Raw genomic sequence first — 26,022 nt, 5'->3', positions numbered from 1 at the left:
ATATTAATAACAGATTAAGAATCTGCGAAATATAAGCTGTTTCGCAGGTTCGAAGGAGTAGACGATGAAACCTAAAATTCAGTTTATATTATCAATGATAATCTTTGGTACGATTGGTTTAGTTCAAAGGAACATTGATTTATCTTCGAGTGAAACAGCTTTACTAAGTAGTTCTATCGGATGTCTATTTTTAATTTTCTTATTTTTGATGATGAAAAAATCTATTCCATGGAAATTAGTGAAAGCTAATGCTTCCATCTTATTTCTCTCTGGTATTGCATTAGGAGGAAATTGGATTTTTCTCTATCAATCTTACGAATATACAACAATCACTAACGCAACTTTAGGATATTACTTTGCACCTGTGTTTGTCATGATTCTCTCACCAATTATCCTAAAGGAGCAATTACCTCTCAAAAAGATTGTTTGTATTGGTGTTGCGATATTAGGTATGTTATTGATTGTTGGAAATGGCATAAGTGCGTCAGGAAAAGGTGATGTACTAGGGGTCTTTTTTGGATTAGTTGCAGCTGCATTTTACGCTGCATTAATGTTATTAAATAAATTTATTCAAAACATGGCTAAGTTAGAGATTACAATCATCCAACTTGCAACAACTGCTCTACTTCTCTTGCCATATGTGCTATTTACTGAGGGATTCAGTATTTTGGAGGTATCAAGTTCATCCATTCCTTTTATCATACTATTGGGGATTGTTAACACTGGTATGGGATTTTGGTTATTTTTCTCAGGTATGCAAAAGTTAAAGGGACAGAGTATTGCTATGCTAAGCTATGTAGACCCATTTGTAGCTATACTGATTTCTGCTGTTATATTGCTAGAGCAAATGACACTTATTCAAATGCTTGGTGGTGCATTGCTATTAGGCTCAACATTTGTTAGTGAAATTAAATCAGTCACATTCTCTAAACTACTAATGAAAACGCCAGTTAAATAACGTAATGCAGTGGGAAGCATTCGTTTCCCACTGTTTAATTTTTAGTTGTTATTGCACTAAACTGCCCTATATACAGTATGATTTTACACCGTATTAAGCGTAAGCAAAGATACGAAAAATGTCTGTTTACTATCTTTGAGAAGTGTTATCTACAGTAAGTATTTATAGTTATTAATGTTAACAAACATAGTGCTTTCTGGTAGAGTGGAGATGATAGGCTTGTCTGCCTGATAAAACAACTGCTTCAGCCTTTCAACATGAATCTTACCCATAGTGTTTCTGGCAATTAATTGATGTCTTTTTTGGCTGTATTCTTATTAATCTTACGAATTAAATCTCAATGAGGAACTGTATAGTTGTTAATATTTATACATATTTCTGAAGCTGCTTTTCAGTACTAACGAAGCAGGTTAGCATTCCTGTAGATCGTTAAATATCAGGTTTGAAAAAAATAAAGCCCCTCAGTAAGATATGAGTATAGACACCACTCTAACTCAGACTCTTAAGGAGGAAGCCCTACTATGAATTTTAAAATGCAAGACAAACAAAATCAACTAATAGAAAGAATTTCCGATACACATCTTATTGTTGGTGTAGACATTGCTCAACAATTTCACGTTGCTCGAGCTGTAAACTTCCGTGGAATTGTAGTCGGAGATCCCCTTACTTTTGTAAATAATAAAGAGGGGTTTGTTAAACTGCAAAATTGGATTGAAAAGTTAAAAAGACTAAAAAATCTAGATTCCACAATAGTAGGTATGGAACCTACTGGCCACTACTGGAAAAACCTGTCTACATGGCTTATTAAACAAAAAATTGAGGTAGTAACAGTCAATCCCCACCTAGTAAAGAGAAACAAGGAGAATCGTGATAACACTCAGTCAAAGAGTGATAAAAAAGATGCACTCGTTATCGCTGATATGGTGAAAAACGGCTATTATTCCTTTGTTCGCCCTTCATCTGAATCCTTTGAGAAAATTAGAGTTTTAATTTCTAATCGTGACGTGATTGTTAAACGTCTCGTAAGCTCTACCAATCAGATCCATAGATGGGTAGATATTGTGTTTCCAGAACTTAGACAAGTATTTAAAGATGTTACTTGTAAAGGGGCAATCGCAACCCTCCGATTGTTTCCTACTCCTAATGAAATAGCTTCCTTTGAGCCTCTAGATGTCATGAGGGGATGGAAGTCTATAATGCAGCGACAACCAGGACCCAAAAAGGCTCAATTACTAATAAATCTAGCAAAAACCTCGATTGGAACTGGTCAAGCATTGGACGCTTATAAGTTCCATTTAGAACAATTACTGGAGGAGTATGACCTTGCCATAAAACAACTCGAAAGAGTTGAACAACAAGTTAAAGAAGTTCTTAATAAAGTACCATTTGCAAGCAAGCTGCTTATGATTAAAGGTATAAGTGAAATTTCATTAGCTGGGATTTTAGGAGAGGCTGGAGATCTAAGTGGGTTTTCTCATGGGAATTCTCTATTACGCCATGCAGGACTCCATTTAGCTGAAGCAAGCTCAGGAAAATGGAAAGGGCAGATTATTCTCTCAAAACGAGGGAGGTCTAGACTACGGCGTTTCCTCTACCTAGCTACCATGAGCCTTGTGATGAATAACCCTGAGTTTAAAGCTATCCATGCATATAATGTGAAGGTCAAGAAGATGAAGAAAATGAAGTCTATCATGAAGTTGGTCGGTAAATTAGCAAGAATTTTTGTAGGTATAGCTAAGCGAAACGAATCTTACTGTGCAAATAAATTACAAGAAACAATCCCATTGGCAGCATAGAAGCAGTATGACTAAAAGTCTTATAGTTAAATAGTTATCTTAAATTTTGAATGTTGTCTTATTCGTAGGATTTCAAATATGTACGGAGTACCAGGTTTCTTGAACAAAAGGGCATTGTGACCCATCAGGTTAGCATAACTGGCCTCCACCCCTTGGATAGGCATGACGAAGGAATGAGAGGGCGATTGACCCGTTGAGACATGGGAGGGAAAGCCTCCAGGGGCGGCGTGGAGATGTACATTATATGGTAAAATATGGAGTAGTAGCTAACTCCTTTATTTGACTATGCCTTCGCGAAGCCAAATGATCTGAATTCATTTCAATTACCCGTAAATCCAATTACAAGGGTTATGAAATCCTGCGAATAAGTGAGCATTCAAGAGATATTCGTATCAAACTGAGGGAGTTCAAGAAAAATAAACGCCTATTGAACCCTTTTGCGTTTATTTTTTTTGTAGACTCACTAATTTCTTTGAGTTATTGTACCTAAGTCTCCTCGACACGATATATGAATTTTAAAAGTATATATCTCAAAAAAATTCCAATCAGTATTCCGATGGGTAATGTCAACATTGGTAACCAAATAGGTCCGAATAACATTCCGTTTACTTTAAATGTTGGTGAGTAAATAAGACCTACTGTAACTAAATACGCGGAAAACACAAACGGAAGAAACACTAAGGATGCTTTTTTACCAATTGCATCACTATATGCATCCCAAATCGCAAAAAAATAAAGGCAAGGATAAAACATCAACCATTGGTAATTCGTTTGTCCAATGGCTCTTTCAATTTCCCCGTGAAAACTCAGAATAATTACATTATTAAAGTTGGATTGGACATTAATCAATATTTCTAATCCAATCAAAAGTAATCCCTTGAAAAATTTCTTGTTCAGAATTTGGGCAAACCCAGGTAAAGCAATACTCCAAAGGATTTTTTCAAGCTCATCTTTTGTTATCATTGATATTCACTTCTATCACTTTTCTTTTACTATTTCGCATCTATTTGGAGATGGGGTAGTTATTCTATCCCTCCATCTAAATTTCCTCCAATTTTCTTCATCGAATTTTTCAGGCAAGTTTATTTTCATAAATACACCATTAAAATATTCTAGCTAAATGAAATAATAATATTTTAATAATTCAATAAACGTAGTAAAGTACGGAAATTTATTTGGTATATTGTATCATTTGTAGAGCAAAATAAAGTAGAAAAAAATATAGGAGGAATGTAGTATGCCGGAGAAACCTGCAATAACATCATCCGAACTTGGAGTTCTATGGCTTACATACCAAGAGAAAACGATGATTTTACGGATGTTAGAATACTTTATAGAAAAAGCTGACGACGAAAAAGCTAAGAAAATCATGACTGATGTATATCATGAAATTACCCCTTACGTTGAGAAAATCAAAGGGATTTTCCAAAATGAAGGAGCAGTAATACCGGTTGGGTTTACTTCTAAAGATGTTAACAAAGATGTGCCTAAGCTATATGATAATGGTTTCGACATCATGTTTGTACGATTACTAAAAGAAATTAGTATGGGGTTGCATACGCTAAATATAAACATGGTATATCGTGAAGATATTGTTCTGCTTTTTAAGGATCTTACTGCCATTACCCAAGCATTTTACAATTCTTGTACACAATATTTGATTGAAAAAGGGATGTTGGCTCGGTCTCCTTATGTTTCTATGCCTGATTCGGTTGAGTTTGTTAAAGAAACAAACTATTTGGCCGGACTTAATCCATTTACTAAAATTGGTAGCAAGAGAACATTAAATACGATAGAGGTTGCTTATATTTTTCATGGTATTGAATCAAATGTGACTGGGTTACAAATGATTACTGGTTTTGCTCAATGTGCCAATAAATCAGAAGTAAAAAATTTTTTTACAAAAGGAGCAGAACTGTCCAAAAGTATTATTAAAGAGCTGAGTGAAACATTTCTAGAAGATGGTATCCAAATACCTTCTCCCTCGGGCGGAAATGCGACGCGTTCAACAGTTCCTCCGTTTTCCGATAAGCTCATGATGTATTGTACTAGTATGTTTTGTAGTTTTTCTATGGGAGGCAATGCCGTAGGAACTGCTTTTAGTTTACGGAACGATTTAGCAGCAAAAAATGCTGTTTTTACGAAAGATATTTTTGAATATGCCCATGAAGGTGCAAAGATTATGATTGAAAATGGCTGGATGGAAGAACCACCTCAAATGGTAGAACGAAAAGCAATAATTAAAAAATAAAAAATTTATGGAAAAGTCACGAATTGCTCATGACCGTCATGCAAATAACATCTGAGTTTCTTCTTCAACTAAAGGGTGCAATAGTGAAAAGGGCAGCGTAAAAAAAACCGTTGCCTTTCCACTACATTTTTAAAAATACTTTCTATAAAATTCTCTTCTAATGCTTCCACTTAACTGAGCATAAATCCTAGTGGTCTTGCTTTTTTCGTGCCCTAGTAGACTTTGAATAACATCAATCGGAGCTCCGTTGTTTAAAAGGTGGGTAGCATAGCTGTGGCGTAGTTGATCTGGATGGATTTCTTTGGTGATCCCTGCCCGACTTGATATTCGCTTTATAATGTACCATGTACCTCATCTGTCCAATACTCATTCTATGTGGGTACCGTTCAGTAACAAAAATAGCGGGGTCTTTATCCTGGCGAAGGTCTAAATATCGCTTGAGCCAGATTTCACACCGTATATTAAAGTAGACCTCCCTTTCCTTATCACCCTTCCCAAGCACAATTACAGAACGATTGGACCAATTAATACGATTTTTATCAAGAGAAACAATTTCGCCTATTCTACAACCTGTTGAAAACATAAATTCAAATAATGCCTTTTCCAATGGAGTAAAACACGCTTCCCTCAAATGTTCAATTTCTCTCGCTGTCAAAAACTTTGGAACCCGTTTACCTTGTTTAGGTTCTTTGATTTTTGCAGCTTGATATATGGTTATATGCCCTTCCTCGTGTGACCAACGAAATATCGATATTATAAAACGAATTCTATGAGCTAAACTTGATGGCTGATCAGTTGACAATAATGCAATATTCACATCGTTAAGTATTGGATAAGTAGCTTAGATTGGAGCCTATACGCTTTTAATGTCTGTGGAGAGATATAGAAATGGAAACGTTAGGTATTGAACTATCGTAAGCAGGTTAGCTCAATAAGAACCTCAAAAACAAAAACCATCCTAAATTGAATGGTTTTTGTCTGCATCATATTTCCTTGTAGAGTTTGTTAATATAATGTCTATTACTTTTCTAGTAAGTGACACAAAGTAATTTAATATTAGTCCTCCTAAACAGACGGTTAATAAAGTTCCAATGCCAATAGGTCCATTGAATATCGTTGCCATAATCAAGAATACAAAGTAAATGAGTGTTCTCGAAAATAGTATATTTGTTCGAAGTTAATTCTTGTATGATTAGTGTTAAACGGTCAATTGGAATAGGTGCAAAATTTGTGTGTAAATAAATTGCAGTTCCTATTCCAACAAGAACCAAACCGATTCCAAAACAAACAAGTTTGCTTAACCATTGTTCAGGTGTAATCAAACTCTGTAATAAAAAAAGCCACAAATCAATACCAATCCCTGTTATAAAAGCTGTTAATAACCCCAATACTTCGAGTCTTTCTCCTTTTAAAAATGAATTACAACATATTATTAATAAAGCTATGATTATCTCCCAACTTCCCACAGTAAGCCCCACGTTTAGGGATAAACCGACCAAAAGTGCATCAAAAGGAGATGTCCCAAGGTCTGATTGTATAGTTAAAGTAATACCAAGGGTTAGTATTAAAATACCTAAAACATAAAGTCCATATTTATGTTTACTCGACATTTGCATCACTTGGTAGCTATGTCTTTTACCATTAATACATGTGGAATTCCATCTTCCCTAAATATACTAGATGAAGTCCGATAGCAAGTTTTTGATAAAAGCCTTCTGCATGCGTTTGCCCGTGTAATTTAACCTGGGACACTCCCTGTTCTTCTGCGATTTCTTCTAACGCTTTTATAATGATTTTTCCAAGACCAAATTTACGGTAAGGTTCAAGCATGCAGATTCTCTCCAATTTACCTACTCCATCAATAAACCATATCCTTCCCGTTCCGACTGGTTGTTCATTGTAATGGACTAATATGTGTTCGCAAAGTCCATTCAGTTTATCAAATTGATCAAATTCATCTTCTAGTGGTATGCCTTGTTCTTTCACAAATACTTGTTTCCGAATAGCAAATGCTGCCCTTAAATCTACATCAATCGTTATTCTTTTTGCATACATTTTTTTCAGTCCTTTTAGATTAATATGACCTTGATAATTTTGTTGCAAATGCAATGAAATTAGGTTAATTTTAATTTATATCAGTTTTATAGTAAATGCAACAAAAAATGTTGGTTTAGGAGATATTCATGAAAGAAATTTTACGAGAAATTGGAATGATAGCAAGGGCATTAGATTCTATAAGTAATATAGAATTTAAAGAATATGACCTTACAAAAGGGCAGTATTTGTACCTTGTACGAATATGTGAAAATCCAGGAATCATTCAAGAAAAGTTAGCTGAGATGTTAAAGGCAGATCGAACAACAGCAGCTCGTGCTATAAAAAAACTTGAAATAAATGGTTTTATTGAAAAGAAAAATGATGAACATAACCAAAAAATTAAAAATCTTTTTCCAACAGAGAAAGGGAAAAATGTTTTTCCTTTCATAAAAAAAGAAAATGACCATTCCAATAAGGTAGCATTACAGGGATTTTCTAGAGTGGAAGTGGAGACCATTTTTAATCTACTTCAAAGAGTAAGGAAAAATGTAGAAGTCGATTGGGAATTCGTTAAGAAAGGAAACAAGAGAAATTATTGATTATATAAAAGGAGCGATATATATAAATTACTATAAATATAAAAAAAGAATTATCCAATATCTATTCGCAAAACTTTTTTGTTTATTTTAATTAATGAGGTCGCTGGATATTTAAAGGTCAATATCAATGATGCTCAGTCTGAAGAAATGGATGAGGAATCACTTGAAATCGAGAGGATTTATATAAAGAAGAATGCTTACATTTCTTCTTCTTGGTAAGGACATGAAGAAGTTCCAACATGGAATTATCAAGCCGTCGAAGTATATGGTAAAGCAAGCATTTTAGAGACAGATGAATTAATTGAAGAGTTAACAATAATGCTGCAAAAATATGAAAAACACCGAGAAAATCCAGTTTTATGGGATAACTTTCTCCTTAACTCTTAGGAAGTGAACTGAAAGGTGGCAGAATTGATGCCAAAAGAGAGTAAAAAGTCACAAATAAGCCCACTTTCAAAAGGACGACCTTCCTGTGGAAGAATCGTCCTTTATTGCTACTCTAGCTGCCACATTCACTTTTCTTTAGCTAATTACTAACTCCCTCATAAGGATAATCTTCCATTAATTATGCCCAATGATTGGGTGTGGCACATATGGCTCTTCTAGATAGGCAACTTCTTCAGCTGTTAACTTTATGTTCAGCGCACCTACAGCATCTTCGAGATGAGATATTTTGGTTGCTCCGATAATAGGAGATGTTACTGGTTCTTTCTGCAGCAGCCAGGCCAGTGCGATATGGAGGCGTGGAACACCATATTTTTCTGCGAGGGCTGCAACTCGTTCTACAACCACTCGGTCCGCAGCAGCGGTCGAATCATATTTAGATTTTTGAATTTGATCCGTCTCAGAACGGTGTGTGGTTTCGGACCAATCACGTGTCAATCTGCCTGATGCAAGCGGACTATACGGAGTTACCCCAATCCCCTCTTCCCTGCACAGTGGCAGCATTTCCCTTTCCTCTTCACGGTAAATGAGGTTTAAATGATTCTGCATAGATACAAACTTCGGCCATCCATTTTTCTCGGCTACATGTAATGCCTTTTGGAACTGCCATGCGTACATGGATGAAGCACCGATGTATCTTGCCTTCCCAGCTTTCACCACATCATACAATGCTTCCATTGTTTCTTCAATAGGAGTATTATAATCCCAGCGGTGGATGATATAAAGATCTACATAATCTGTTTCCAGCCTTTTAAGACTTTTATCGATTTCACTCATAATCGCTTTTCGGGAAAGCCCAGAACCATTTGGACCCTTGTGCATTTGCCCGTGTACTTTCGTTGCAATGACAACTTCATCACGATTTGCATATTCCTTAAGAGCTCGTCCCAGGTATTCCTCACTTGTCCCCAGAGAGTAAACATTTGCTGTATCAAAAAAGTTAATTCCCAATTCGAGTGCTTTTTTTATAACGGGGCGAGAATCCTCTTCATTAAGTACCCACTGGTGAATCCATTTGCTTGCGTCCCCAAAACCCATACACCCGAGACACAACCGTGATACATCTAAGCCTGTGTTGCCAAGTTTTACATATTCCATGTTATTTACCCTCACTTTATCAAAAATGTAATATTGCTAAATTAATAAATGAGTTTCATCTTGCTAAAATGGTCTTCTATAGATTGTAGCGCTGGACTCTCGTCAATCCCTTCAGCCCTTATATAAAATGGAGCACCAGGTCTAATTCCCAACGACATAACATCCATTATCGTCTCGGTTGAGTAATTTAATTTAACAGAATTCCCCTCATATTCGAGAACTAGATTTGATAAGTATTTAGTAGAAATACTTACTAACATACGTGCTGGACGGGCAAATCCCGTACTCGGTAACATGTTATATTGTCTTTCAATCATGGTTCACTTACCCCTATCGCTTCCGTGGAACTAAAATTTTCAATAACAACATCGGTCTATGTACATTATGCAACAATTTAAAGAGCAATCGTTATCTCATTCCTATCAAGTTTTTGCCTAATCTTATCAAGTGCATTTACATAATCGACTAAAATGAGATAGAATGTGACTATCATTGATACAGGAGAATACACGTATGTCATTAGAAATCTACGAACAGCAGCTGAAACTTGCCAAATTCATTGAACGTTATTTACAGCAGGACGGGGTTCATCCTACTGAGATCCCGTCTTTATTTTTAATCCGAGAAAGCTTGGTTACCGAACCCATTGCAAGGGTGAACGAAACATCCTTTTGCATGATACTCCAAGGGGAAAAAGAAGTATGGTTAGCTGAGGACCGCTTTCGGTACGGTCCCGCTCATTACATTGTGGCATCTGCTGACTTGCCGGTTACGGGGCAGGTGATAAAGGCATCATCTGAAAGTCCTTATTTGGCCCTTAAACTTGAATTTACACCTAATCAAATCTTAGAAGTATTAAGTGATTTTGATATTCAAGCAGGTCAGAAAAAAAATGCCAAACGGGCTATGTTTGTCAGTAAAGTAGAGCCAGCTCTGTTCGACGCAGCAATGAGATTAACTCAGTTGCTAGAAAATCCGCAACATATACCGGTACTAGCTCCTCTATTCACAAAGGAAATTCTCTATTGGATTTTACAGGGTCCTCATGGTGATTCTCTGAAACAAATGGCCATAAAGGGCAGCAACGGCGATCGAATAAGAGATGTTATTGAACATATCATCAGAAACTATGACACCTCTTTTAAAATCGAGGAGCTTGCTGAATTAGCGAATATGAGTGTTGCTTCTCTTCATCGGCACTTTAAAGAGGTTACAGCGATGAGCCCCATTCAGTTCCAAAAACAATTGAGCTCCAGGAAGCTAGAACCATGTTATTGGCACAATCGACGGATATTGCGGATGTGGCCTTTCGGGTAGGCTACGAAAGCCAGTCGCAGTTCAGCCGGGAATATTCCCGTATGTTTGGTTGTCCACCAAGAGAAGATATCAATCGTATGAGGAAGAGTCCTACCCAAAGGATAAACTCATAGGTTTCTGCCATATTTTACAGTTGAATAATAGTTAAATATCTATATAATAAATGGTAATTGTATATTTAAATGTTTTCTAGGGTTCCGCAGCATCTGTGTTGGTCTGGTCCGAGAGAAAACTCACAGCACCGCTGTGTCACGGAAGGATAAAAGCCTGGGAGATACTGTTTAACAGTCATCTCTCAGGCTTTTTTTGTTTTTAATCAATTTTTAATGGAGGTAATAGATAATGAATGCGAATTGGATGAAAGTGTTTATTGGGGCATTTTTTGAAGTGTTATGGGTTATAGGTTTAAAACATGCAAATGACCTTTGGACTTGGACGGGAACAGTGATTTCGATTATGGTAAGTTTCTATTTAATCATAATGGCTGGCCGGAAACTTCCTGTTGGTACGGTATATGCCGTTTTTGTCGGATTAGGGACGGCAGGAACGGTCATCTCTGAAATCATATTCTTCGGAGAACCCGTCAAGCTGGAAAAAGTCATGTTGATTTTACTGTTATTAGTTGGTGTTCTTGGATTGAAGGTATTAACAAAAGACGATACTCAAGAAGGAGTTGATTCCTAATGGCGTGGGTATCATTAGTCTTAGCAGGATTATGTGAAGCATTTGGGGTTATTACCATAAATAAATTGAATAACAGTCGTAATTGGCAATCACTATTACTATTAAATCTTGGATTTGGCGCTAGTTTTCTTTTTCTTGCCTACGCCATGAAAACTCTACCTATGGGGACCGCTTATGCAATATGGACAGGAATCGGCTCAGCTGGTGGAGCACTTTTAGGAATTATGATTTACGGCGAATCAAAAGATTGGAGAAGGATTGCGTGCATTGCATTAATTTTAGTTGCAGCCATTGGACTAAAACTTATTGGTTAAATGCTCGTTTAGGTAATACCACACTTCCCAATGTTATAATGAAGAATCTATTAAGAAACATTAGGCTGCCAAACGCCCATGAAATTTGGGAAAATGGCAGCCTAATAAGTGTTATCTCTGTCTCATATCACAAAGAGAGTCTAAAAGAAGGATTATTTATGATTTAACATAATTTTCTACTCGTTCTAAAACAGTTTGATATCCATTATTTCCATAATCTAATAGCTTCTTAACTCTTGTAATCGTAGAGGATGAGGCATTCGTTTCTATTTGTATATCCATATATGTATTGCCTTCTTTCAGTAATCTTGCAACTTCAAGCCTTTGTACAAAAGACTTTATTTCATTCATTGTACATAAATCATCAAAAAATGCCGCACACTCTTCCTGTGTTTTTAACGAAAGCATTGCATTAAATAACTGAACAATAGGTTCCTGGGGTAATTTTTTTATATACATTTAACTGCCTCCACTGAATTTTGTTAATATTTAAGTTAGTAGATGCACATTTAAAAAACCGAATTTCCATATTGTTAAATAATCAAAATTTTGATCAAACTTTAACGATTACACATGTTTTATGGGCTATGTTGGGTATTGTCCCTGCTGGCGCAAACCAAGCTCCACATAGTCATAAATCAGTTGCACTTGACTTTGTTGCATATTCTTCACCTGGAACATATACATTAGTTGGAGATAAGGTAGATCCTATTACAAAACAAATCATTGATCCAATTCGGATTGACTGGGTAACTGGAAAAGCGTTCGTTACCCCTCCAGGACTGTGGCACTCTCATCACAATGAATCAGGGGAACCCGCATACATTATCCCAATCCAAGATGCGGGTCTGCAAACCTACCTTCGTACTTTGGATATCCAATTTACCCATTACGAACAGAAATAGAAGTTTTTATTAATAAGGGAAAAAAACAGAATGAGAGTGGCTAAGTTTTGTGAGCGGAACATTAAGGTAACAGACGCTGACAAAGTCATTGACCTTCTTCGCCTGCACTATCAAAATGATGTAGATGTTCGTATTGTAGACTGCTTTAGCAGGTGTTTGGAATGTAGAGTAAGACCATTCTTCCGTATTCAATTAACAACCATCGAGGCTAATGATGCTCGAATCTTGATAAATAAAATACTTCAAACTGTTAAACTGCTTCCTTAAGAAAAAATCGCTACGTGACTTAAATCATGACCCAAGTGTTGATTATTCACTTGGGTCTTTTCTCGCACGAGCGCATTGTGCTATTACGATTCTTCAGCTGACTTTATATTACTATGATAAAAAGTGAACCATGTTGTATTACATTCTTGCAATGGTTTCCTTAACTAGTTTGATAAATTTCTCTCTTACCATAGCAGCCACTTCAATGACTTCATCGTGACTTAATGGTTGATCTAGAATCCCACATGCCATATTGGTTAAACAGGAAATACCAAGTACTTTCATACCTCCGTGAATCGCTACAATCGCCTCTGGCACAGTTGACATCCCTACCGCATCCGCTCCTAATGTTCGAATCATTCGGATCTCAGCTGGAGTTTCGTATGCGGGTCCGCTCCACCAAGCATAAACGCCCTGTTGAAAGGTGATGTTTTGTTCTTTTGCTACATTTGCGGCAATATTTCGTAATTCACGATTATATACTTGAGAAACATCAGGGAAACGTGTTCCTAATTCATTATTATTTGGACCAATCAATGGATTTGTACCGACTAAATTGATATGATCCGTAATTAACATTAAATCTCCTGGGTTAAAGCTTGTATTAATTGCACCGCATGCATTTGTGATAAGTAGATTCTCTACACCCAGTGCCTTCATTACTCGTACTGGAAAAGTGACTTCATCTAAAGTGAAGCCTTCATAATAATGAAAACGTCCCTTCATCGCCACTACGGTTTTTCCCATTAATTCCCCAATTACTAATTCATTTGCATGGCCGATTGCTTCCGATTTTGCGAAGTGAGGAATCTCGCTATATGGAATTGTGACAGGGTTCGTGATTTCATCTGCAAGAGTTCCTAATCCTGATCCTAAAATCATCCCAATTGTTGGACGATTGCCAGTCTTACTCATGATGAAATCTCTAGCTTCTAAAATATCTTGGATTTTATGCATAAAAAATATCTCCTTTTTTATAACCATTTAGAAAAAAGTTTAATTGATTTCGAGGCTATTGTAAATGAATAAAAATCAATTTGAAAAAAAGTTTATAAAAATTATCTTAAAAAATACTGTTGATGATTAGTTATCTGGTTTCTTTTTTCCAAAAAGGAAAAATGTTTGTTGTGTTATCTTCTCCTTTATTAATTAATCAGATAAAATATAGAGTAACCCTTATTCATTTTGGAGGAAGTTTATGTTAAAGCAATTTGCAGGCTTACCATCACCTAAAACGAAGAGCCTAAAACTTTTATATAGCCTTGTTCGTAAGTTAGGGCCAGTCAGGATTAATACACTTACTGAAATAACTGGATACAAACATGTGACATGTACTCGTTTACTGGACGAGCTTGTTCAGGAAGGACTTATCTACGATAGCGGCATTGGGGAGTCTAGCGGTGGACGTAAACCATTGATGTATGTCATCAAGCCTGACGCTTATTATGTAATTGGCGTAGAAATCACCAACCTATACACCACAGTGCTGCTCCTGGATCTAAACTTAGATATCGTAGACGTTGAAAAATTAAGGATGGATTCACAATGCACGGGAGAGTACACATTAAATTTTGTATCCCGATGTGTCGAGGAACTACTGTCTAAACACAAAATTCAAAGAGAGAAACTGCTAGGAATGGGAATTGGAGTTCTTGATCCAATTGATAAAGAAACTGGGGTTATCATAAACCCGCATCTGTTTCCTGCAGGAGGCTGGGATAACCTTAATATCGTCGACTATCTGCAACAAAATAATCATACTGATGTATTCATAGATAACGGAACAAATCTGGCAGCATTAGCGGAATACCGTAAAAACTATTGGAATGAAACAGATAATTTAGTTTTTATCTCAAGTGATATGGGAATTCGTTGCGGTACGATCTTACAAGGTCGATTGGTTCATACTAACATGGAGATGGACGAGACCATAGGACATATGGTAGTGGATATACACGGACGGCGTTGTTCATGCGGATCGTATGGTTGTCTACAAGCCTATAGCAGCTTACCAGCCATCCGTAACGAATTAGTCCGTCGAATGAAACGTGGTTATGTTTCTATCCTTCAAGATAGAGTGAATGATGTAGAAGATATCGATTTTCATCATATTTTACATGCTCTAGAACAAGAAGACCCTCTTTGCCTTGAGGTAGTGAAGGATGCCGCTTTTTATTTTGGCATCGGCCTTAGTAATCTCATTTTCCTTTTGCGTCCGGATATCGTTGTCTGTGGAGGAACGTTGGTGCCAAAGCCACTTTTTTACGAAGTGGTCTCTGAAACAGCACAGAATCGACTTATGCACTATCCTAAAAGTCATGTTCAGATTATAAAATCTACTACTGCCTACAACATCGTAGCCCAGGGAGCTGGATGTATGGTCCTGGATTATTTCACTGAAGAGATACTGCCATGAAAACTTGTTGATTGACATTTATTGTGAATCGCTTTAGAATAAACAGAGTAAATTGAATCAAAAAAAATTGTTTGTGGACTTTTCTAGAGACATCTCTATTTTCGCCACACAGCTACTATAGCTGTGTGGCTTTTTATGTTTTATAGAATGAAAGGGGTATTTAAAAAATGAAAACTTGGCATTACGCACTACTTGTTTTACTCGGGGGATGCAGCTACGGTGCATTATCAACATTTGTAAAGTTAGCTTATTCTGCTGGTTTTACCAGCGCAGCGGTGACTGGAAGTCAATTCTTAATCGGGACTCTCTTAATCTGGATCGTCGCTCTCTTTTCAAAAAAGAAAAAACTGACACTGCCGAAAATAGGCAAATTACTTTTATCCGGAATTCCACTTGGTTTAACGAGTCTATTTTATTACCAATCTCTACAATCACTTAACGCTTCACTTGCGATTATCTTTTTATTTCAATTTGTCTGGATTGGCAGCTTATTCGAATGGTATTTCTACAAAAAGAAACCAACAATGGGGAAGGTTGTTTCCATAGCTATTCTTGTGATTGGTTCCATACTTGCATCAGGAATTATTGCTGAAGGCAGCGGGGAAATGACATGGCAAGGTACGATTTGGGGAATGCTTTCTGCACTGACCTATACCACTTTTATCTTTCTTAGCAGCAGTGTGGAGAAAGATACACCTGTTGTACAAAAAAGTGCTCTATTTACCACTGGGGGCATGATTACCGTTTTCCTCCTCAGTCCGCCAACGGAGCTACTCCATTTACCAGTCTTAATGGAAATTGCACCGTACGGTTTTTATCTTGGTTTATTAGGCGTAGTCTTGCCACCAATCCTATTTACCATCGGCATGCCGCATATCGGACCAGGTCTTGGGACCATTTTAACATCAGCTGAACTTCCTATTGCTGTTATCTTATCATCGCTAGTCTTAACCGAACATGTAGGTATGTCTCAATGGATTGGGGTAGTATTAATATTAGGCGGAATTATAGCGGGAAATCTGAAGATAGCTAAAACTAAAATAAAGTCGTCTTATTTGGAAAGGGAATCCACATTATAAAAATGGTATTCCGGTGGATGCGAACCGACAAACCTATGACATTAAGCTGACGGGGAAAACTGTGAAAACCTCAAAGCTAGTCCGAAAAATCTTTGGGCTTGAAGCCGAAATTGGGTTGAAGAATGTCAAAAGGAATAAGAAAAAGTACTTAGCAACCGTATTCTCGCTCGTAATTAGCATTGTGCTTTTCTTATCGGTAACCTATTTTACTGACAATCTAAAAAAATCACTGAGCATGTCGCAAAATGATCTCAAGTACGATATTCAAATTTACAGCACCCAAGTGGAGAAGGAAGACTTAACAGACTACACAAAGCTCGATCATGTTACCAAATCTACCATCATCGAGGAAGCAAGTTTGGTGGCACTCATCGAGCCGGAAGAAGTACCAGATCATCTGAAAAATCAACTGCAAGCTGAAGATGGAAAGTATCATTATAATGTAATGCTGCATGGGTTGGATCCGGAAAGTTTTGAAACGTATGCCGAACAAGTCGGTGTCGATGCAAAGGAATTTACGAATCAAGACACACCAAGAGCGATTGTTATTGACCAGATTACCTATGAAGATGGTAGAACAGGAAAATTTATCGAAACAAAATCGATTCAGTCTGAGGTTGGGAGGAAGGTCAACTTATTTACGATGCCTATAGGAGATATGGAGAATGAACAACCGGAATCAGAAGTAGTCGGCAGAGTTCAAGTTGGCGCACTGACTGACCAAGTGGCAATGGGCATCCATACCGTTGCGATTGGCGGCGTTAACCTCATCGTCCCACAAGCAACAATGGATTCCTTATTAGCGAATGCTGCCATAGAGGTTACTCCCTATGTGTATCTCAATAGTTCAGACCCAATGGCAACCCAAACGGCGATTGAAGACCGAAAAGATTCCAACCTTCATGTATTCAATCTCTACCAGCAGCGACAACAAGATGAACAGATGATTATGCTCATGTCGGTCTTTACTTATGGGTTCATCACGCTGATTTCCTTTATCTCGATTGCTAATATCTTTAATACCATTTCAACCAGCATTTCGCTGTAGAAAACGTAAATTTGCGATGCAGCGATCGGTGGGCATGACCCCGAAAGGATTTAATCATATGATCCAATATGAAAGTATTTTTTATGGAGTGAAGGCCCTTACCTACGGTCACCCATCAGTCTACTCGTCATGTTCGGCATTCACCATTCTGTTGGCTACACCTTTGAATACGGATTCCAGTTTCCCTGGATGAGCATTCTATTCGTCATCGTCGTGATTTTCCTGAACGTAGGATCCGCCATGCTCTATTCGATTTCAAAAATAAAAAACGAGAACATCATCGAGAGCTTAAAGCTGGAAAATATTTAAAGGAAAACGCGGTTAGCTGGGCTAATCGCGTTTATTTGTTTGCTTATACTCTAAGTTTTCATCATATATACTAATCGTTTAATACCTTTCCATTGAGAATTTGCTGTATATATTTTTCTATCCTGGACTCTCGAGTTTTGGATTGTTTAGCTTGCCAAAAATAAAGTACCGTCACTTGGATGGCGAAGTTCTTTTTTTATTGCTGCCATCCCAGCATTTATTATCTTTGTCGTTAGATTATTTGTACAGGAATCAGAACAGTTCAAGAGAGAGAATAAATTCAAAAAATCCGAAAAACCTGCCGAACTTTTAAAAAACATCCGAAACACATTTACATCTAATTATCGACAGCTTTTTAGAGGAAAGAACCTTGAGACTAAAAGTTTGTCTATATAGTCATTGATACTAATTTCCTTTTGAAGAAGTTAGAAAAATGATCATGTTGATTTTCATTACTTTGTCTCCCTTAATTTGTTAGTTATAGTATTAACATTTTTATAATCTCGGTTATTACTGCCCGTTACTACAATAACTTCAACAAAAAAGGGCACTTCTCCTTCTTAAAGAAAAGCACCACTTTAATGCATAACGCTAGAATGATTACATTTCGTAAAAGTTATCCCTTTCTACTCTACACACTCTTAGTGCGAAGCTCTTGTACCATTCATTTTTACCTCTATCCTGTGCAATCTGATGTGCTGAGTGTTCCTTCCAATTCTTTATAGCATCTAAGGAATCCCAATATGAAACTGTAATTCCTAACTCTTCATCACGAGCACTTTCCACGCCTAAGAATCCCTTTTGCTGAGAAGCTAACTCTACCATTTTTTTCGCCATTTTTTCGTAACCTTTATCACCAGTAGTTCTCTGTGACGAAAAAATCACTGCATAATAAGGTGGTTCAGGTGTTTTAGCAATTCCAGGCATATACCGTTACCCCCAAGTTATTTTAGAATTCTATTATAAATGATTTTTACAATACAAATAAAAATGAATGATTCCTTTTGTTCTTCAAAAAAAGGGTCCATCGAATAATTTGATGGACTCTTTTTTCGAATAATGGTTGAGGAGATTTTTCAAGTGAAATAATCAGGGTAAAAAAGTTCCACTTATTTCATTTGTACTCTTATTGTTCAAAGAAGCATTTTCGTTTAATTGTTGATTAGTGGATTTGATGTGTTCTGTATCTTTAAATTTCACTCTGTTTGGAAATAGTTTATCGTATAATACACCAAACACTACAATTGCTAATAAAAGTCCCCAAAATAAGTAAGCGATGCTTGACATATAATACCTCCTTGATCAAGTTATTCTAAAATTCAAATAATGTTAATTTTATTATACTAAATAAAAGACAATTATTGGTAAGTGAGTTGAAAAATCCCCTACATTTGTTCGATGATGATAAAGGTATTAGATAGGATATCCCTTGAAATCTTAAACCATAATACAAATACGGTGAAATTTTTAATTATCAGTACCTTCGTATTGAACTCTCTCAAAAACATAGAAGGCTCCAACTATTTCATCAAGTTTTATCGCAATATATGAGTTCTTTTGGTCTGATGGCAAATCGGTTTGAACAATTGTTATACCTGTGTCTTTACTTCAATCTTCTACCGTATATACTTTAAGGGTTTTATTTGGTTCAATCTAAAGAAATTATAACTACTTTATTACCATCAGAAGTATCAAATACTTTGTAGCCTTTGTATTCCAATTTACACGACTGTAATTCGTCAACATAAGCAGAAATTGCGGTCATATTATTTACTGTTTCTTCATCAAGAATTGTATAGTCAACTGATTGTAAACAACTTGTAAGAAAACCAACAAACAATATAATGACCAGTATTATACTCCTATTCAAGTTTCTCCCTCCTGTTCAGTCTCTTTACAATGTTCGATTTTATCATTTTTTCCCAAACCTGCTCTTTACTTCAATAGGAAAAGGCGATTCCCATTTATTCAGCAATCGCCACCCATTAGCACAACAACAAAGAAAAGGCGATGCCTTCTTAAAGCATCCCACCCTTTAGATGAAGAAGAGATTCAGATGTTATTTGCAATACGTACTACCTAATACTTGTTCTCTAACTAACTATTTGCATGAAGGTAATCAGTATTACATGGCTTTTTCCATCCATTCGTATTTTGAGGAATCACAGATTATAGAAGAAATTCTGTTCTTCCATATGAACCCGTAGTACATCATCATCAAATGAATGAAAATATAAACTTTCAGAATCGTTTAATTATCGCCTTTCGTTCTTCCATTTGAGGCGGTTCTTCCATCCATCCGTTAGTAAAAATAAAAAGGACACAGATAAAAATTTAAATTGTAGAATCTTATTTTCTATTTACTACTCGACTAACTATTTCAGTTACGGCAGCTCTACTCATTTTTTCCTTCCCCTCTGTTAAAGCATCAAGTGTACCATGAGCAAGTGCTATCGGGATTTTACAAAAATTAAGGATCGGACCGGGTTTAATATCCTCTAAATAAAAGTCTGCCAATCCTAGGTTACGTCGGGCGTACATAAACATATCTTCTAACTCCCATCCATCGGGAAAGAAATCCACACCTCGTTCTAAATCTTCAGTACGATTGCGAAGAATATTGACAGACTGTAAGCCACGACCAAAGGCTATAGCTAGTTCCTTGTCCGTTTCAACAGCATCATACCACTTCCAAATATCTGAGAGCATAACTCCTACCAAACCTGCAACGTAAAATGTGTATTCATTCAAATCTTCTTCATTCTGAATCCGCCACTCTTTTAAAGCCCAGTCCGCCATCCCCTTCGCCATAGTAGATGTGGCATTCGAAATGTTCTCTACAATTGTCGGTGGACAAAGATTTATCCAATCGCCAAATCGTAAGGTAACCTCCGGTAGGAGGGAGTGGTATGGGAGAAATAAAGCCATTAACTTCTTATTATTGAAGGGCTTTTTCAAGAGCGAGCTGATTGAATGTAATAGATTATGTTTGGATTCCAATCGGAGTTGGGGATGGTCTTCAATCTCGTCAATAGCTCTCATGCATAAGTAAGCGGATGTAACAGCTTCTTGTAATCCTGACGGTAGATGACTAATAGGAATAAAGAAAGTCCGGCTTGTCGCCATCAACATGTTAATCGCACTTCTATGTAAATTGATTGCTTCACTCATTCTTGTATTGCCCCCTTTTTTGCCAACATGCAAAATTTCTTTAATTTTAGTGGTATTATCCCCACTATATAAAATATCTAATAATAAAGTTTCAACACGAAATTCAAGCCCTTGTTACTCAATACACCTGCCCGTTAGCTGAATAAGTTCTACAATAAAGAGTGTAAATCCCTTTTTGGATCACCCCGTGTAGTTCCAGAAGCCTGATGTAATGTCATGCTGAGTCACAATTACATCAAAAAAGAGTGACAATTTTAGCCACTCTCTATAAAAGCACTTTAAAATTTTTATTCAAAGGTAATTAGGAGGATTCGTGATTATGTAATACACTTTGTTTACCATTTGATTTACTTGTTTACATGTGCCCTACTCATTCGTGAGTGGGGCTCATTGTTTTTAAAAGAATAAATAAAAAACAGACTCTATACAGAGCCTGCTTTAGTTGTTCTTATTATGAAGCTTTACGCACGTTAGCTGCTTGAGCTCCACGTTGACCTTGCTCAACGTCAAAAGTAACTGCTTGACCTTCGTCTAATGATTTGAAACCTTCGCCTTGGATAGCTGAGAAATGAACGAATACGTCTTCTCCGCCTTCACGCTCGATAAATCCGAAACCTTTTTCTGCGTTAAACCATTTTACTTTACCTTGTTCCATTTTGTTTCCTCCTGCTGTGTGCTTTGCACACAATGTGTTACTATCCTTGAACTCAGTGATCATCAAGACGAAAAGTTAATCTTAGACTATCCTTTACACCGAACAAAAATAATTCTTCTAAAGTTTAACATTTTTAAAAAATATTTGCAAGAAGACATAAACACAACCATTTTTGACTCCTAAATTTTTACACCTGGTTTTCGAATCTTATGTTGTTCTTATTCAAATAAAGCACCGGTTAGCTTAATAAAGATGTTTTCTTGGTTCTCCCAAAAAATTGAATCCAGGAAAATAGCATATATAAAAATCCTAGTAAAACAAAGATTGTCCAAAGAGACCCTTGACTAACTTATTAGGTAATCCAATTCTGTTCCTTCAGTTCTTCCAATGCTATTCAACAAAGCAACTATCGGGACAGTTATCACTAAAATCAAGTTAATTATGGAAATGGGGACGTATTTTTTCCATATAAGAAGAAAAGATGTTGTAAAAAGTGTAAGTATTAAAAATAGATAATAAATAAACAAAAACCAACCGGGTAAAGTCTCACCACTCATGGACACTGCTCTTCAAATTTAATGCTTCTAGAGATTATTTTATTTTGCTTTTCATTACTAACGTAATAGGCTTACTCTTTAATTTAGCACTTCAAGTTCACGCGTTAAAAATAATGCAAAGTGTGTCATGATACTGACTGGTTTGGATCTGTGCTTACTCAATCTTTTCCAACCAGAAAATTTTGAGTAGCTGTGTATGCTTTAATCTCGTATTTTCAAAATGGAGCCGTTTGTTTGTATCGACCAAAATATTTGCTTCGGTCATTGTTTGATCATCCGTTACAACGTTCGTTTTATATTTGCCTACTGGCGGTAACATGTAGTACTCTGCTGTACGGGTTTTGTAGACAATATTTTGTAGAATAATGTTCCCCTAAAAATTGCGGTATCACTTCTAATGTAAACCATGATGACTTTTTCTCCATACCCTTCCTCCGTTTCATGACGTTTTCATCGAGGTATCTTTGCTTTAGACGAATCTCTCTTAAAATAAACATGATACTTTTTGCGGTATTTAATCATAAAAAAAGCTTTTTTTACGGAATCTCTACGCTTCGTCCGTAATTAGTAGTAATACAGTTCTTTTGACTTTCAACTGTTTTAACGTTACAATAGAAATAATTTAAATGAACGTGATTCTCCAAAGGGGAGTAGCTTTAATTACAAAGTCGTCATTCCGGGATGAGAGTCCCCGGCTTTGTTGGCAATGTCAATTGCTAGCGAGACCTTTACCAGTATAGTTGGTAAAGGTCTCTTTTTATTTTTTAGACCTTTACTACAACAGTAAAGGTTTTTTCACTTTCGGGAACGATATTCATTTATATTTTAAATAAACACTTTGACAGTAGGAGTGAAGTATATTGTTTCAAAAACGTAAAGAGGCTATGTCTTCCCCACCCTATGTAACTATGTGGGCAATTACCGGCCTGTTATTTTCTACTATTTGTTTATACATGTTTAGTAGTTTATCAACTGACCAAATAGAAAAGAAGACATTCCTATTTGATCAGAACGTTATTGATACTATCAGATCTTATTCTTCACCAGCAATGGATGGATTCATGCTGTTTATGACGGAAATGGGCTCAATGTTTATGCTTGGTCTTCTTCTCATAATTAGTATGATTTGGCTATTCGTGAAACGTAAAGATGTTTGGGGAATGCGATTGTACTTCATTACTGTAGCAGGCGGAGGTCTATTAAATCTTTTGTTAATGAACTTTTTTAAGAGAGAACGTCCCAACATCAATCGAATCATCGAGGCGGATGGATTCAGTTTTCCAAGCGGGCATTCCATGGGTAGTATGACTTATTACGTGTTTTTAGGTATTTAGTTTTGCGAAGCAAACGAAAGCCTCTTTCTAAGTTAGGCTTGGGAATTTTTCTCTGTCTGGTTATTCTACTATTTGGTATCAGTCGAATTTACCTGGGAGTGCATTATACTTCTGATGTGCTAGCAGGATTTATAGCTGGAAGTGTTTGGCTAGTTATATGTATTTCTTTACTAGAAATCATCTATTTATATAAATAAAACAGAAATAAACTTACCAAAGGAATAAATGAGAAAACGGAACTATCTCAATTAGATAACGGATGAAATGAACGATTTTGATTGAAAAAGGTTTTGGCACCATCTAGGCAGTAGGAAAACTTAGTGGAGTATACAAGATATATAGACTATCGATTATAAGCATTTGAAGTGGTAGATAGGCTCCATTAGCAAGTAACCATAAACCTTCAAAGGAGTGAATAATCATGAAAGAGGATTGGATAATTGCGGATAAAGATTTATCAAGAATCTCGATCTCATCAAACCCAAACAACGAGCCTGTTTCGATCCATGGATCCTCTGATCATTTAAGGTGTATTGGTATAGGGACAGATGCAGCTGTATTTCAATCCCTTGAAAATCAAGCGTATGCATTTAAAATGTATGCGGATGATAAAATCGATAAAATTCAATTAGAAAAGAAAGTCTATGAATTATTAGGTGACTCCCCCTATTTTTCAACATGTTTTGGTTTCAAAGATAATTACCTTGTTCTAAATTTCGAGGAAGGAATCACTTTATATGATTGTTTACTTCAAGGTATACCGATTCCAAAACAGATTATTAAAGAAGTTGACCATGCAAGGGAGTATGCGCGTCAAAAAGGATTAAATCCTCGTGACATTCATTTGAAAAATGTTTTTCTACAAAATGGGAGAGCAAAAATAATTGATGTTTCCGAATATGTTCAACCCGGAAATGATTTAAGATGGGAGCATTTAAAACAAGCATATGATCACTATTACCATTTAATTGAGGGGAAACCCATTCCACTCAGATTAATGGAAATGATTCGAAAAAGATATAATCAGAGGAATCATTATTCTACCCTTGCTGAAGAGTTTATTGGTCATAAATTTCTTACAACGTTTTGGAAATAAGAGGAGCATTATTTATAAGTAATTTAGGTTTTCAGCCACCGGGGGAAAACCACCCCGGTCCTTTTTTGTTTAGAGAACATCCAAAATTTTGTACTCTATGCCATGTACTCCTTTATGTTCTTTAGTGCATCTGGTCTGTTAAGTTACAGAAAACCATGTGTAATTCAAATCCTACATTTTTAACTTTTTCCTCAAACGCAAAAAACACCCACAAACGTTGATATATCAACATTTATGGGTGTTATTTCTTTTACAGAAATTCGTCCTATGCTATTGAGACTCCTATTTATTTGACTAGAAATCAAATTCGCCGTGGATTGGAGTACTTCCTCCAGAGTAGGTCGACTTAATCTTGGCAAAATTTAACCAATCTTTTCAAACGTATTGTCAAAGTTATAATTAGAGATTAGGACATCGCTTAACTCAATTGTAAGTAGGAGTGGGAGATTCTCCACGTGATACGAACACAATATTTTCCGGGGGTGGTCTGGCCACTTAGAAAACGATCAGAATGGCAGCTTATTTGAGTGGGTTTTTTATAAAATGAAACCAACAGTCGAGAAAGTTGTTTCTATTGCCGTTCTAGTGATTGGTTCCATACTTGCTTCAGGAATTATCGCTGAAGGCAGCGGAGGAATGACGTGGCAAGGTACCATTTGGGGAATGCTTTCTGCACTAACCTATACCACGTTTATCTTTCTTAGCAGTAGTGTGGAGAAAGATACACCGGTCGTGCAAAAAAGTGCTCTATTTACCACTGGGGGCATGATTACCGTTTTCATCCTCAGTCCGCCAACGGAGTTGCTCCATATACCAGTATTAATGGAAATTGCACCGTACGGTTTTTATCTTGGTTTATTAGGAGTAGTCTTGCCGCCAATCCTTTTTACAATCGGCATGCCACATATCGGACCAGGGCTTGGGACCATTTTAACCTCAGCGGAACTGCCTATTGCTGTTATCTTATCAGCACTAGTCTTAACGGAACACGTAAGTACGACTCAATGGCTCGGAGTTGTATTAATATTAGGCGGGATTATCGCGGGAAATCTGAAGATAGCTAAAACTAAAATAAAGCCTGCTTATTTAGAAAAGGAATCTACCTTTTAAAAATGGCATTCCGGAGCGGGGAGATTCCTTTTCGGTTTCTCCTCTCCTTTTTAATTTTGAATTCCATCCAAAACATTTTCTCAATTATATCACCCTTTTTGAACTAAAATGCAGAGCTGAATAACACATAAGGAGCGCCACAACAATCCCCATTGCTCAACTCATGCACCCTATAGTTTTAGAGAATTCTTCACAATCCCATTCACCCTGGTAAATCCGGGATAAGGTATACCCGTTTTTCCTTTTCATCGATTGTAATAGTAAAGATTGTATCTGAGTCGATATTACTTAATCTTCTTATTTCTGCCGGTATATGAATGGTTCCTTTTTGATTATACGTACACTTATTTTCTTTTTCAAACCCCGCTTTACTTGTTAATACAATATTTTTACCATCCATAAAAATATAGATGATGTCACCTACATCAATATTTAATATTTTAGTAAGAGTTTTAGGAATATACAATTGTCCAGTTTTTCTTAATTTTACTTTATTCAATTCAGGTCCCCCCTAAAAATGTTTAGATTAAAATACTAATGCTAGATGCAGGCATTTATTTAATTGACAGGGGGTTTT

At 36.4% G+C, this 26,022-nt stretch carries 29 protein-coding genes, 6 pseudogenes and 1 riboswitch; of the genes and pseudogenes, 18 read left to right on the top strand and 17 right to left on the bottom strand.

What is annotated here, in order from left to right:
- Positions 1-64 precede the first annotated feature (64 nt).
- Both QFZ28_RS12715 and QFZ28_RS12710 read left to right on the top strand, forming a co-directional pair.
- Positions 65-958, top strand: coding sequence for a DMT family transporter (locus QFZ28_RS12715; RefSeq protein ID WP_307194959.1), 894 nt, complete (start codon positions 65-67; stop codon positions 956-958).
- Positions 959-1,479: 521 nt separating this feature from the next.
- Positions 1,480-2,754 carry an IS110 family transposase gene (locus QFZ28_RS12710; RefSeq protein ID WP_307194958.1) on the top strand — a complete coding sequence of 425 codons (1,275 nt, stop codon included), beginning with the start codon at positions 1,480-1,482 and terminating at the stop codon, positions 2,752-2,754.
- A gap of 486 nt (positions 2,755-3,240) precedes the next feature.
- On the opposite strand, the gene QFZ28_RS12705 is transcribed toward QFZ28_RS12710, so the two are convergent.
- Positions 3,241-3,717 (bottom strand): hypothetical protein, encoded by a 477-nt coding sequence (locus QFZ28_RS12705; RefSeq protein ID WP_307194957.1) that lies wholly within the window; start codon positions 3,715-3,717, stop codon positions 3,241-3,243.
- Positions 3,718-3,991: 274 nt separating this feature from the next.
- On the opposite strand from QFZ28_RS12705, the gene QFZ28_RS12700 reads away from it, so the two are divergent.
- Positions 3,992-5,005 carry a DUF3231 family protein gene (locus QFZ28_RS12700; protein WP_307194956.1) on the top strand — a complete coding sequence of 338 codons (1,014 nt, stop codon included), beginning with the start codon at positions 3,992-3,994 and terminating at the stop codon, positions 5,003-5,005.
- 129 nt (positions 5,006-5,134) lie between these two features.
- Here the strand turns inward: QFZ28_RS12700 and QFZ28_RS12695 are convergent.
- The 3 pseudogenes from QFZ28_RS12695 to QFZ28_RS12685 form a co-directional block, all read right to left on the bottom strand.
- A pseudogene (locus tag QFZ28_RS12695) lies at positions 5,135-5,839 on the bottom strand (tyrosine-type recombinase/integrase).
- Between the two features lie 124 nt (positions 5,840-5,963).
- Positions 5,964-6,621: pseudogene (locus QFZ28_RS12690) on the bottom strand (YczE/YyaS/YitT family protein).
- Positions 6,621-7,060, bottom strand: a pseudogene (locus QFZ28_RS12685) (GNAT family N-acetyltransferase). The pseudogenes QFZ28_RS12690 and QFZ28_RS12685 overlap by 1 nt, the downstream one beginning before the upstream one ends.
- 128 nt (positions 7,061-7,188) lie before the next feature.
- Here QFZ28_RS12685 and QFZ28_RS12680 point away from each other — a divergent pair.
- The 3 genes and pseudogenes from QFZ28_RS12680 to QFZ28_RS12670 form a co-directional block, all read left to right on the top strand.
- On the top strand, positions 7,189-7,641 hold the full coding sequence (locus tag QFZ28_RS12680; RefSeq protein ID WP_307194955.1) for a MarR family winged helix-turn-helix transcriptional regulator: 453 nt from the start codon (positions 7,189-7,191) through the stop codon (positions 7,639-7,641).
- A 78-nt stretch (positions 7,642-7,719) separates the two neighbouring features.
- On the top strand, positions 7,720-7,860 hold the full coding sequence (locus QFZ28_RS12675; protein WP_373428157.1) for a hypothetical protein: 141 nt from the start codon (positions 7,720-7,722) through the stop codon (positions 7,858-7,860).
- A pseudogene (locus tag QFZ28_RS12670) lies at positions 7,834-8,072 on the top strand (FMN-binding negative transcriptional regulator); the annotation flags it as partial. The gene QFZ28_RS12675 and the pseudogene QFZ28_RS12670, both read left to right, overlap by 27 nt.
- Positions 8,073-8,202: 130 nt before the next feature.
- Here QFZ28_RS12670 and QFZ28_RS12665 read toward each other — a convergent pair.
- The 3 genes from QFZ28_RS12665 to QFZ28_RS12655 form a co-directional block, all read right to left on the bottom strand.
- On the bottom strand, positions 8,203-9,183 hold the full coding sequence (locus tag QFZ28_RS12665) for an aldo/keto reductase (protein WP_307194954.1): 981 nt from the start codon (positions 9,181-9,183) through the stop codon (positions 8,203-8,205).
- Positions 9,184-9,224: 41 nt separating this feature from the next.
- Positions 9,225-9,479, bottom strand: coding sequence for an HPr family phosphocarrier protein (locus tag QFZ28_RS12660; RefSeq protein ID WP_307194953.1), 255 nt, complete (start codon positions 9,477-9,479; stop codon positions 9,225-9,227).
- Positions 9,480-9,577: 98 nt separating this feature from the next.
- Entirely contained in the window at positions 9,578-9,703 is a 126-nt protein-coding gene (locus QFZ28_RS12655) for a hypothetical protein (protein ID WP_307194952.1), read from the bottom strand.
- Here QFZ28_RS12655 and QFZ28_RS12650 point away from each other — a divergent pair.
- The 3 genes and pseudogenes from QFZ28_RS12650 to QFZ28_RS12640 all read left to right on the top strand — a co-directional run bounded on the left by QFZ28_RS12650 (position 9,697) and on the right by QFZ28_RS12640 (position 11,498).
- Positions 9,697-10,613: pseudogene (locus tag QFZ28_RS12650) on the top strand (AraC family transcriptional regulator N-terminal domain-containing protein). The gene QFZ28_RS12655 and the pseudogene QFZ28_RS12650 sit on opposite strands and share 7 nt — an antisense overlap.
- A gap of 65 nt (positions 10,614-10,678) precedes the next feature.
- A riboswitch (guanidine-I (ykkC/yxkD leader) is annotated at positions 10,679-10,776 on the top strand.
- Positions 10,777-10,842: 66 nt separating this feature from the next.
- On the top strand, positions 10,843-11,184 hold the full coding sequence (locus QFZ28_RS12645) for a DMT family transporter (protein ID WP_307194951.1): 342 nt from the start codon (positions 10,843-10,845) through the stop codon (positions 11,182-11,184).
- Positions 11,184-11,498, top strand: coding sequence for a DMT family transporter (locus tag QFZ28_RS12640; protein WP_307194950.1), 315 nt, complete (start codon positions 11,184-11,186; stop codon positions 11,496-11,498). Before QFZ28_RS12645 ends, QFZ28_RS12640 begins: the two co-directional genes overlap by 1 nt.
- Positions 11,499-11,654: 156 nt before the next feature.
- Here QFZ28_RS12640 and QFZ28_RS12635 read toward each other — a convergent pair whose 3' ends face one another.
- A complete protein-coding gene (locus QFZ28_RS12635; RefSeq protein ID WP_307194949.1) occupies positions 11,655-11,957 on the bottom strand; it encodes a YerC/YecD family TrpR-related protein in 303 nt (100 codons plus the stop codon).
- A gap of 71 nt (positions 11,958-12,028) precedes the next feature.
- On the opposite strand from QFZ28_RS12635, the gene QFZ28_RS12630 reads away from it, so the two are divergent.
- A complete protein-coding gene (locus QFZ28_RS12630; RefSeq protein ID WP_307194948.1) occupies positions 12,029-12,403 on the top strand; it encodes a hypothetical protein in 375 nt (124 codons plus the stop codon).
- Positions 12,404-12,433: 30 nt separating this feature from the next.
- A complete protein-coding gene (locus tag QFZ28_RS12625; protein ID WP_307194947.1) occupies positions 12,434-12,670 on the top strand; it encodes a DUF1450 domain-containing protein in 237 nt (78 codons plus the stop codon).
- A gap of 138 nt (positions 12,671-12,808) precedes the next feature.
- On the opposite strand, the gene QFZ28_RS12620 is transcribed toward QFZ28_RS12625, so the two are convergent.
- On the bottom strand, positions 12,809-13,627 hold the full coding sequence (locus tag QFZ28_RS12620) for a purine-nucleoside phosphorylase (protein WP_307194946.1): 819 nt from the start codon (positions 13,625-13,627) through the stop codon (positions 12,809-12,811).
- Between the two features lie 241 nt (positions 13,628-13,868).
- Between QFZ28_RS12620 and QFZ28_RS12615 the strand changes: the two genes are divergently transcribed.
- From QFZ28_RS12615 to QFZ28_RS12605, 3 genes are all read left to right on the top strand, one after another.
- Positions 13,869-15,086 (top strand): ROK family protein, encoded by a 1,218-nt coding sequence (locus QFZ28_RS12615; RefSeq protein ID WP_307194945.1) that lies wholly within the window; start codon positions 13,869-13,871, stop codon positions 15,084-15,086.
- 167 nt (positions 15,087-15,253) lie between these two features.
- A complete protein-coding gene (locus QFZ28_RS12610; protein WP_307194944.1) occupies positions 15,254-16,165 on the top strand; it encodes an EamA family transporter in 912 nt (303 codons plus the stop codon).
- 13 nt (positions 16,166-16,178) lie between these two features.
- Positions 16,179-17,213, top strand: coding sequence for a hypothetical protein (locus QFZ28_RS12605; protein WP_307194943.1), 1,035 nt, complete (start codon positions 16,179-16,181; stop codon positions 17,211-17,213).
- A 379-nt stretch (positions 17,214-17,592) separates the two neighbouring features.
- Here the strand turns inward: QFZ28_RS12605 and QFZ28_RS12600 are convergent.
- The 7 genes and pseudogenes from QFZ28_RS12600 to QFZ28_RS12570 all read right to left on the bottom strand — a co-directional run.
- Positions 17,593-17,688: pseudogene (locus QFZ28_RS12600) on the bottom strand (YdeI/OmpD-associated family protein); the annotation flags it as partial.
- Between the two features lie 434 nt (positions 17,689-18,122).
- A complete protein-coding gene (locus tag QFZ28_RS12595; RefSeq protein ID WP_307194942.1) occupies positions 18,123-18,449 on the bottom strand; it encodes an antibiotic biosynthesis monooxygenase family protein in 327 nt (108 codons plus the stop codon).
- A gap of 162 nt (positions 18,450-18,611) precedes the next feature.
- The gene (locus QFZ28_RS12590) at positions 18,612-18,809 is read right to left on the bottom strand and encodes a hypothetical protein (RefSeq protein WP_307194941.1); all 198 of its coding nucleotides are present in this window, start codon (positions 18,807-18,809) and stop codon (positions 18,612-18,614) included.
- A gap of 361 nt (positions 18,810-19,170) precedes the next feature.
- Positions 19,171-19,392, bottom strand: a complete 222-nt coding sequence (locus tag QFZ28_RS12585; protein ID WP_307194940.1) for a hypothetical protein — start codon at positions 19,390-19,392, stop codon at positions 19,171-19,173.
- A gap of 479 nt (positions 19,393-19,871) precedes the next feature.
- A complete protein-coding gene (locus tag QFZ28_RS12580) occupies positions 19,872-20,693 on the bottom strand; it encodes a phytoene/squalene synthase family protein (protein ID WP_307194939.1) in 822 nt (273 codons plus the stop codon).
- A 451-nt stretch (positions 20,694-21,144) separates the two neighbouring features.
- Positions 21,145-21,348: a cold-shock protein gene (locus QFZ28_RS12575; protein WP_160723167.1), complete on the bottom strand. Its 204-nt coding sequence runs from the start codon at positions 21,346-21,348 to the stop codon at positions 21,145-21,147.
- A gap of 711 nt (positions 21,349-22,059) precedes the next feature.
- A complete protein-coding gene (locus tag QFZ28_RS12570; RefSeq protein WP_307194938.1) occupies positions 22,060-22,224 on the bottom strand; it encodes a hypothetical protein in 165 nt (54 codons plus the stop codon).
- 541 nt (positions 22,225-22,765) lie between these two features.
- Here QFZ28_RS12570 and QFZ28_RS12565 point away from each other — a divergent pair.
- From QFZ28_RS12565 to QFZ28_RS12555, 4 genes are all read left to right on the top strand, one after another.
- Positions 22,766-23,239: a hypothetical protein gene (locus QFZ28_RS12565; protein WP_307194937.1), complete on the top strand. Its 474-nt coding sequence runs from the start codon at positions 22,766-22,768 to the stop codon at positions 23,237-23,239.
- A 2-nt stretch (positions 23,240-23,241) separates the two neighbouring features.
- A complete protein-coding gene (locus QFZ28_RS29755) occupies positions 23,242-23,436 on the top strand; it encodes a phosphatase PAP2 family protein (RefSeq protein WP_373428064.1) in 195 nt (64 codons plus the stop codon).
- A 224-nt stretch (positions 23,437-23,660) separates the two neighbouring features.
- Positions 23,661-24,335: a serine/threonine protein kinase gene (locus QFZ28_RS12560; protein WP_307194936.1), complete on the top strand. Its 675-nt coding sequence runs from the start codon at positions 23,661-23,663 to the stop codon at positions 24,333-24,335.
- 543 nt (positions 24,336-24,878) lie between these two features.
- Entirely contained in the window at positions 24,879-25,445 is a 567-nt protein-coding gene (locus tag QFZ28_RS12555) for an EamA family transporter (RefSeq protein ID WP_307194935.1), read from the top strand.
- A gap of 202 nt (positions 25,446-25,647) precedes the next feature.
- Here the strand turns inward: QFZ28_RS12555 and QFZ28_RS12550 are convergent, their stop codons facing one another.
- Positions 25,648-25,944 carry an AbrB/MazE/SpoVT family DNA-binding domain-containing protein gene (locus QFZ28_RS12550; protein WP_307194934.1) on the bottom strand — a complete coding sequence of 99 codons (297 nt, stop codon included), beginning with the start codon at positions 25,942-25,944 and terminating at the stop codon, positions 25,648-25,650.
- Positions 25,945-26,022: the final 78 nt, after the last annotated feature.

The sequence above is a fragment of the Neobacillus niacini genome, from assembly GCF_030817695.1.
Classification (GTDB): Bacteria; Bacillota; Bacilli; order Bacillales; family Cytobacillaceae; genus Neobacillus; species Neobacillus niacini_F.
This window is presented reverse-complemented; position numbering and strand designations above follow the sequence as displayed.

Excerpts from the sequence above, each read along its gene's own strand:
- QFZ28_RS12625 (WP_307194947.1), top strand. The coding sequence starts at position 12,434 with ATGAGAGTGGCTAAGTTTTGTGAGCGGAACATTAAGGTAACAGACGCT.
- QFZ28_RS12660 (WP_307194953.1), bottom strand. The coding sequence starts at position 9,479 with ATGTTACCGAGTACGGGATTTGCCCGTCCAGCACGTATGTTAGTAAGT.
- QFZ28_RS12715 (WP_307194959.1), top strand. The coding sequence starts at position 65 with ATGAAACCTAAAATTCAGTTTATATTATCAATGATAATCTTTGGTACG.
- QFZ28_RS12620 (WP_307194946.1), bottom strand. The coding sequence starts at position 13,627 with ATGCATAAAATCCAAGATATTTTAGAAGCTAGAGATTTCATCATGAGT.
- QFZ28_RS12590 (WP_307194941.1), bottom strand. The coding sequence starts at position 18,809 with ATGTCAAGCATCGCTTACTTATTTTGGGGACTTTTATTAGCAATTGTA.
- QFZ28_RS12710 (WP_307194958.1), top strand. The coding sequence starts at position 1,480 with ATGAATTTTAAAATGCAAGACAAACAAAATCAACTAATAGAAAGAATT.
- QFZ28_RS12555 (WP_307194935.1), top strand. The coding sequence starts at position 24,879 with ATGAAACCAACAGTCGAGAAAGTTGTTTCTATTGCCGTTCTAGTGATT.
- QFZ28_RS12645 (WP_307194951.1), top strand. The coding sequence starts at position 10,843 with ATGAATGCGAATTGGATGAAAGTGTTTATTGGGGCATTTTTTGAAGTG.
- QFZ28_RS12580 (WP_307194939.1), bottom strand. The coding sequence starts at position 20,693 with ATGAGTGAAGCAATCAATTTACATAGAAGTGCGATTAACATGTTGATG.
- QFZ28_RS12595 (WP_307194942.1), bottom strand. The coding sequence starts at position 18,449 with ATGCCTGGAATTGCTAAAACACCTGAACCACCTTATTATGCAGTGATT.
- QFZ28_RS12575 (WP_160723167.1), bottom strand. The coding sequence starts at position 21,348 with ATGGAACAAGGTAAAGTAAAATGGTTTAACGCAGAAAAAGGTTTCGGA.
- QFZ28_RS12700 (WP_307194956.1), top strand. The coding sequence starts at position 3,992 with ATGCCGGAGAAACCTGCAATAACATCATCCGAACTTGGAGTTCTATGG.
- QFZ28_RS12615 (WP_307194945.1), top strand. The coding sequence starts at position 13,869 with ATGTTAAAGCAATTTGCAGGCTTACCATCACCTAAAACGAAGAGCCTA.
- QFZ28_RS12680 (WP_307194955.1), top strand. The coding sequence starts at position 7,189 with ATGAAAGAAATTTTACGAGAAATTGGAATGATAGCAAGGGCATTAGAT.
- QFZ28_RS12610 (WP_307194944.1), top strand. The coding sequence starts at position 15,254 with ATGAAAACTTGGCATTACGCACTACTTGTTTTACTCGGGGGATGCAGC.
- QFZ28_RS12560 (WP_307194936.1), top strand. The coding sequence starts at position 23,661 with ATGAAAGAGGATTGGATAATTGCGGATAAAGATTTATCAAGAATCTCG.
- QFZ28_RS12635 (WP_307194949.1), bottom strand. The coding sequence starts at position 11,957 with ATGTATATAAAAAAATTACCCCAGGAACCTATTGTTCAGTTATTTAAT.
- QFZ28_RS12665 (WP_307194954.1), bottom strand. The coding sequence starts at position 9,183 with ATGGAATATGTAAAACTTGGCAACACAGGCTTAGATGTATCACGGTTG.
- QFZ28_RS12705 (WP_307194957.1), bottom strand. The coding sequence starts at position 3,717 with ATGATAACAAAAGATGAGCTTGAAAAAATCCTTTGGAGTATTGCTTTA.
- QFZ28_RS12570 (WP_307194938.1), bottom strand. The coding sequence starts at position 22,224 with ATGTTACCGCCAGTAGGCAAATATAAAACGAACGTTGTAACGGATGAT.
- QFZ28_RS12655 (WP_307194952.1), bottom strand. The coding sequence starts at position 9,703 with ATGACATACGTGTATTCTCCTGTATCAATGATAGTCACATTCTATCTC.
- QFZ28_RS12640 (WP_307194950.1), top strand. The coding sequence starts at position 11,184 with ATGGCGTGGGTATCATTAGTCTTAGCAGGATTATGTGAAGCATTTGGG.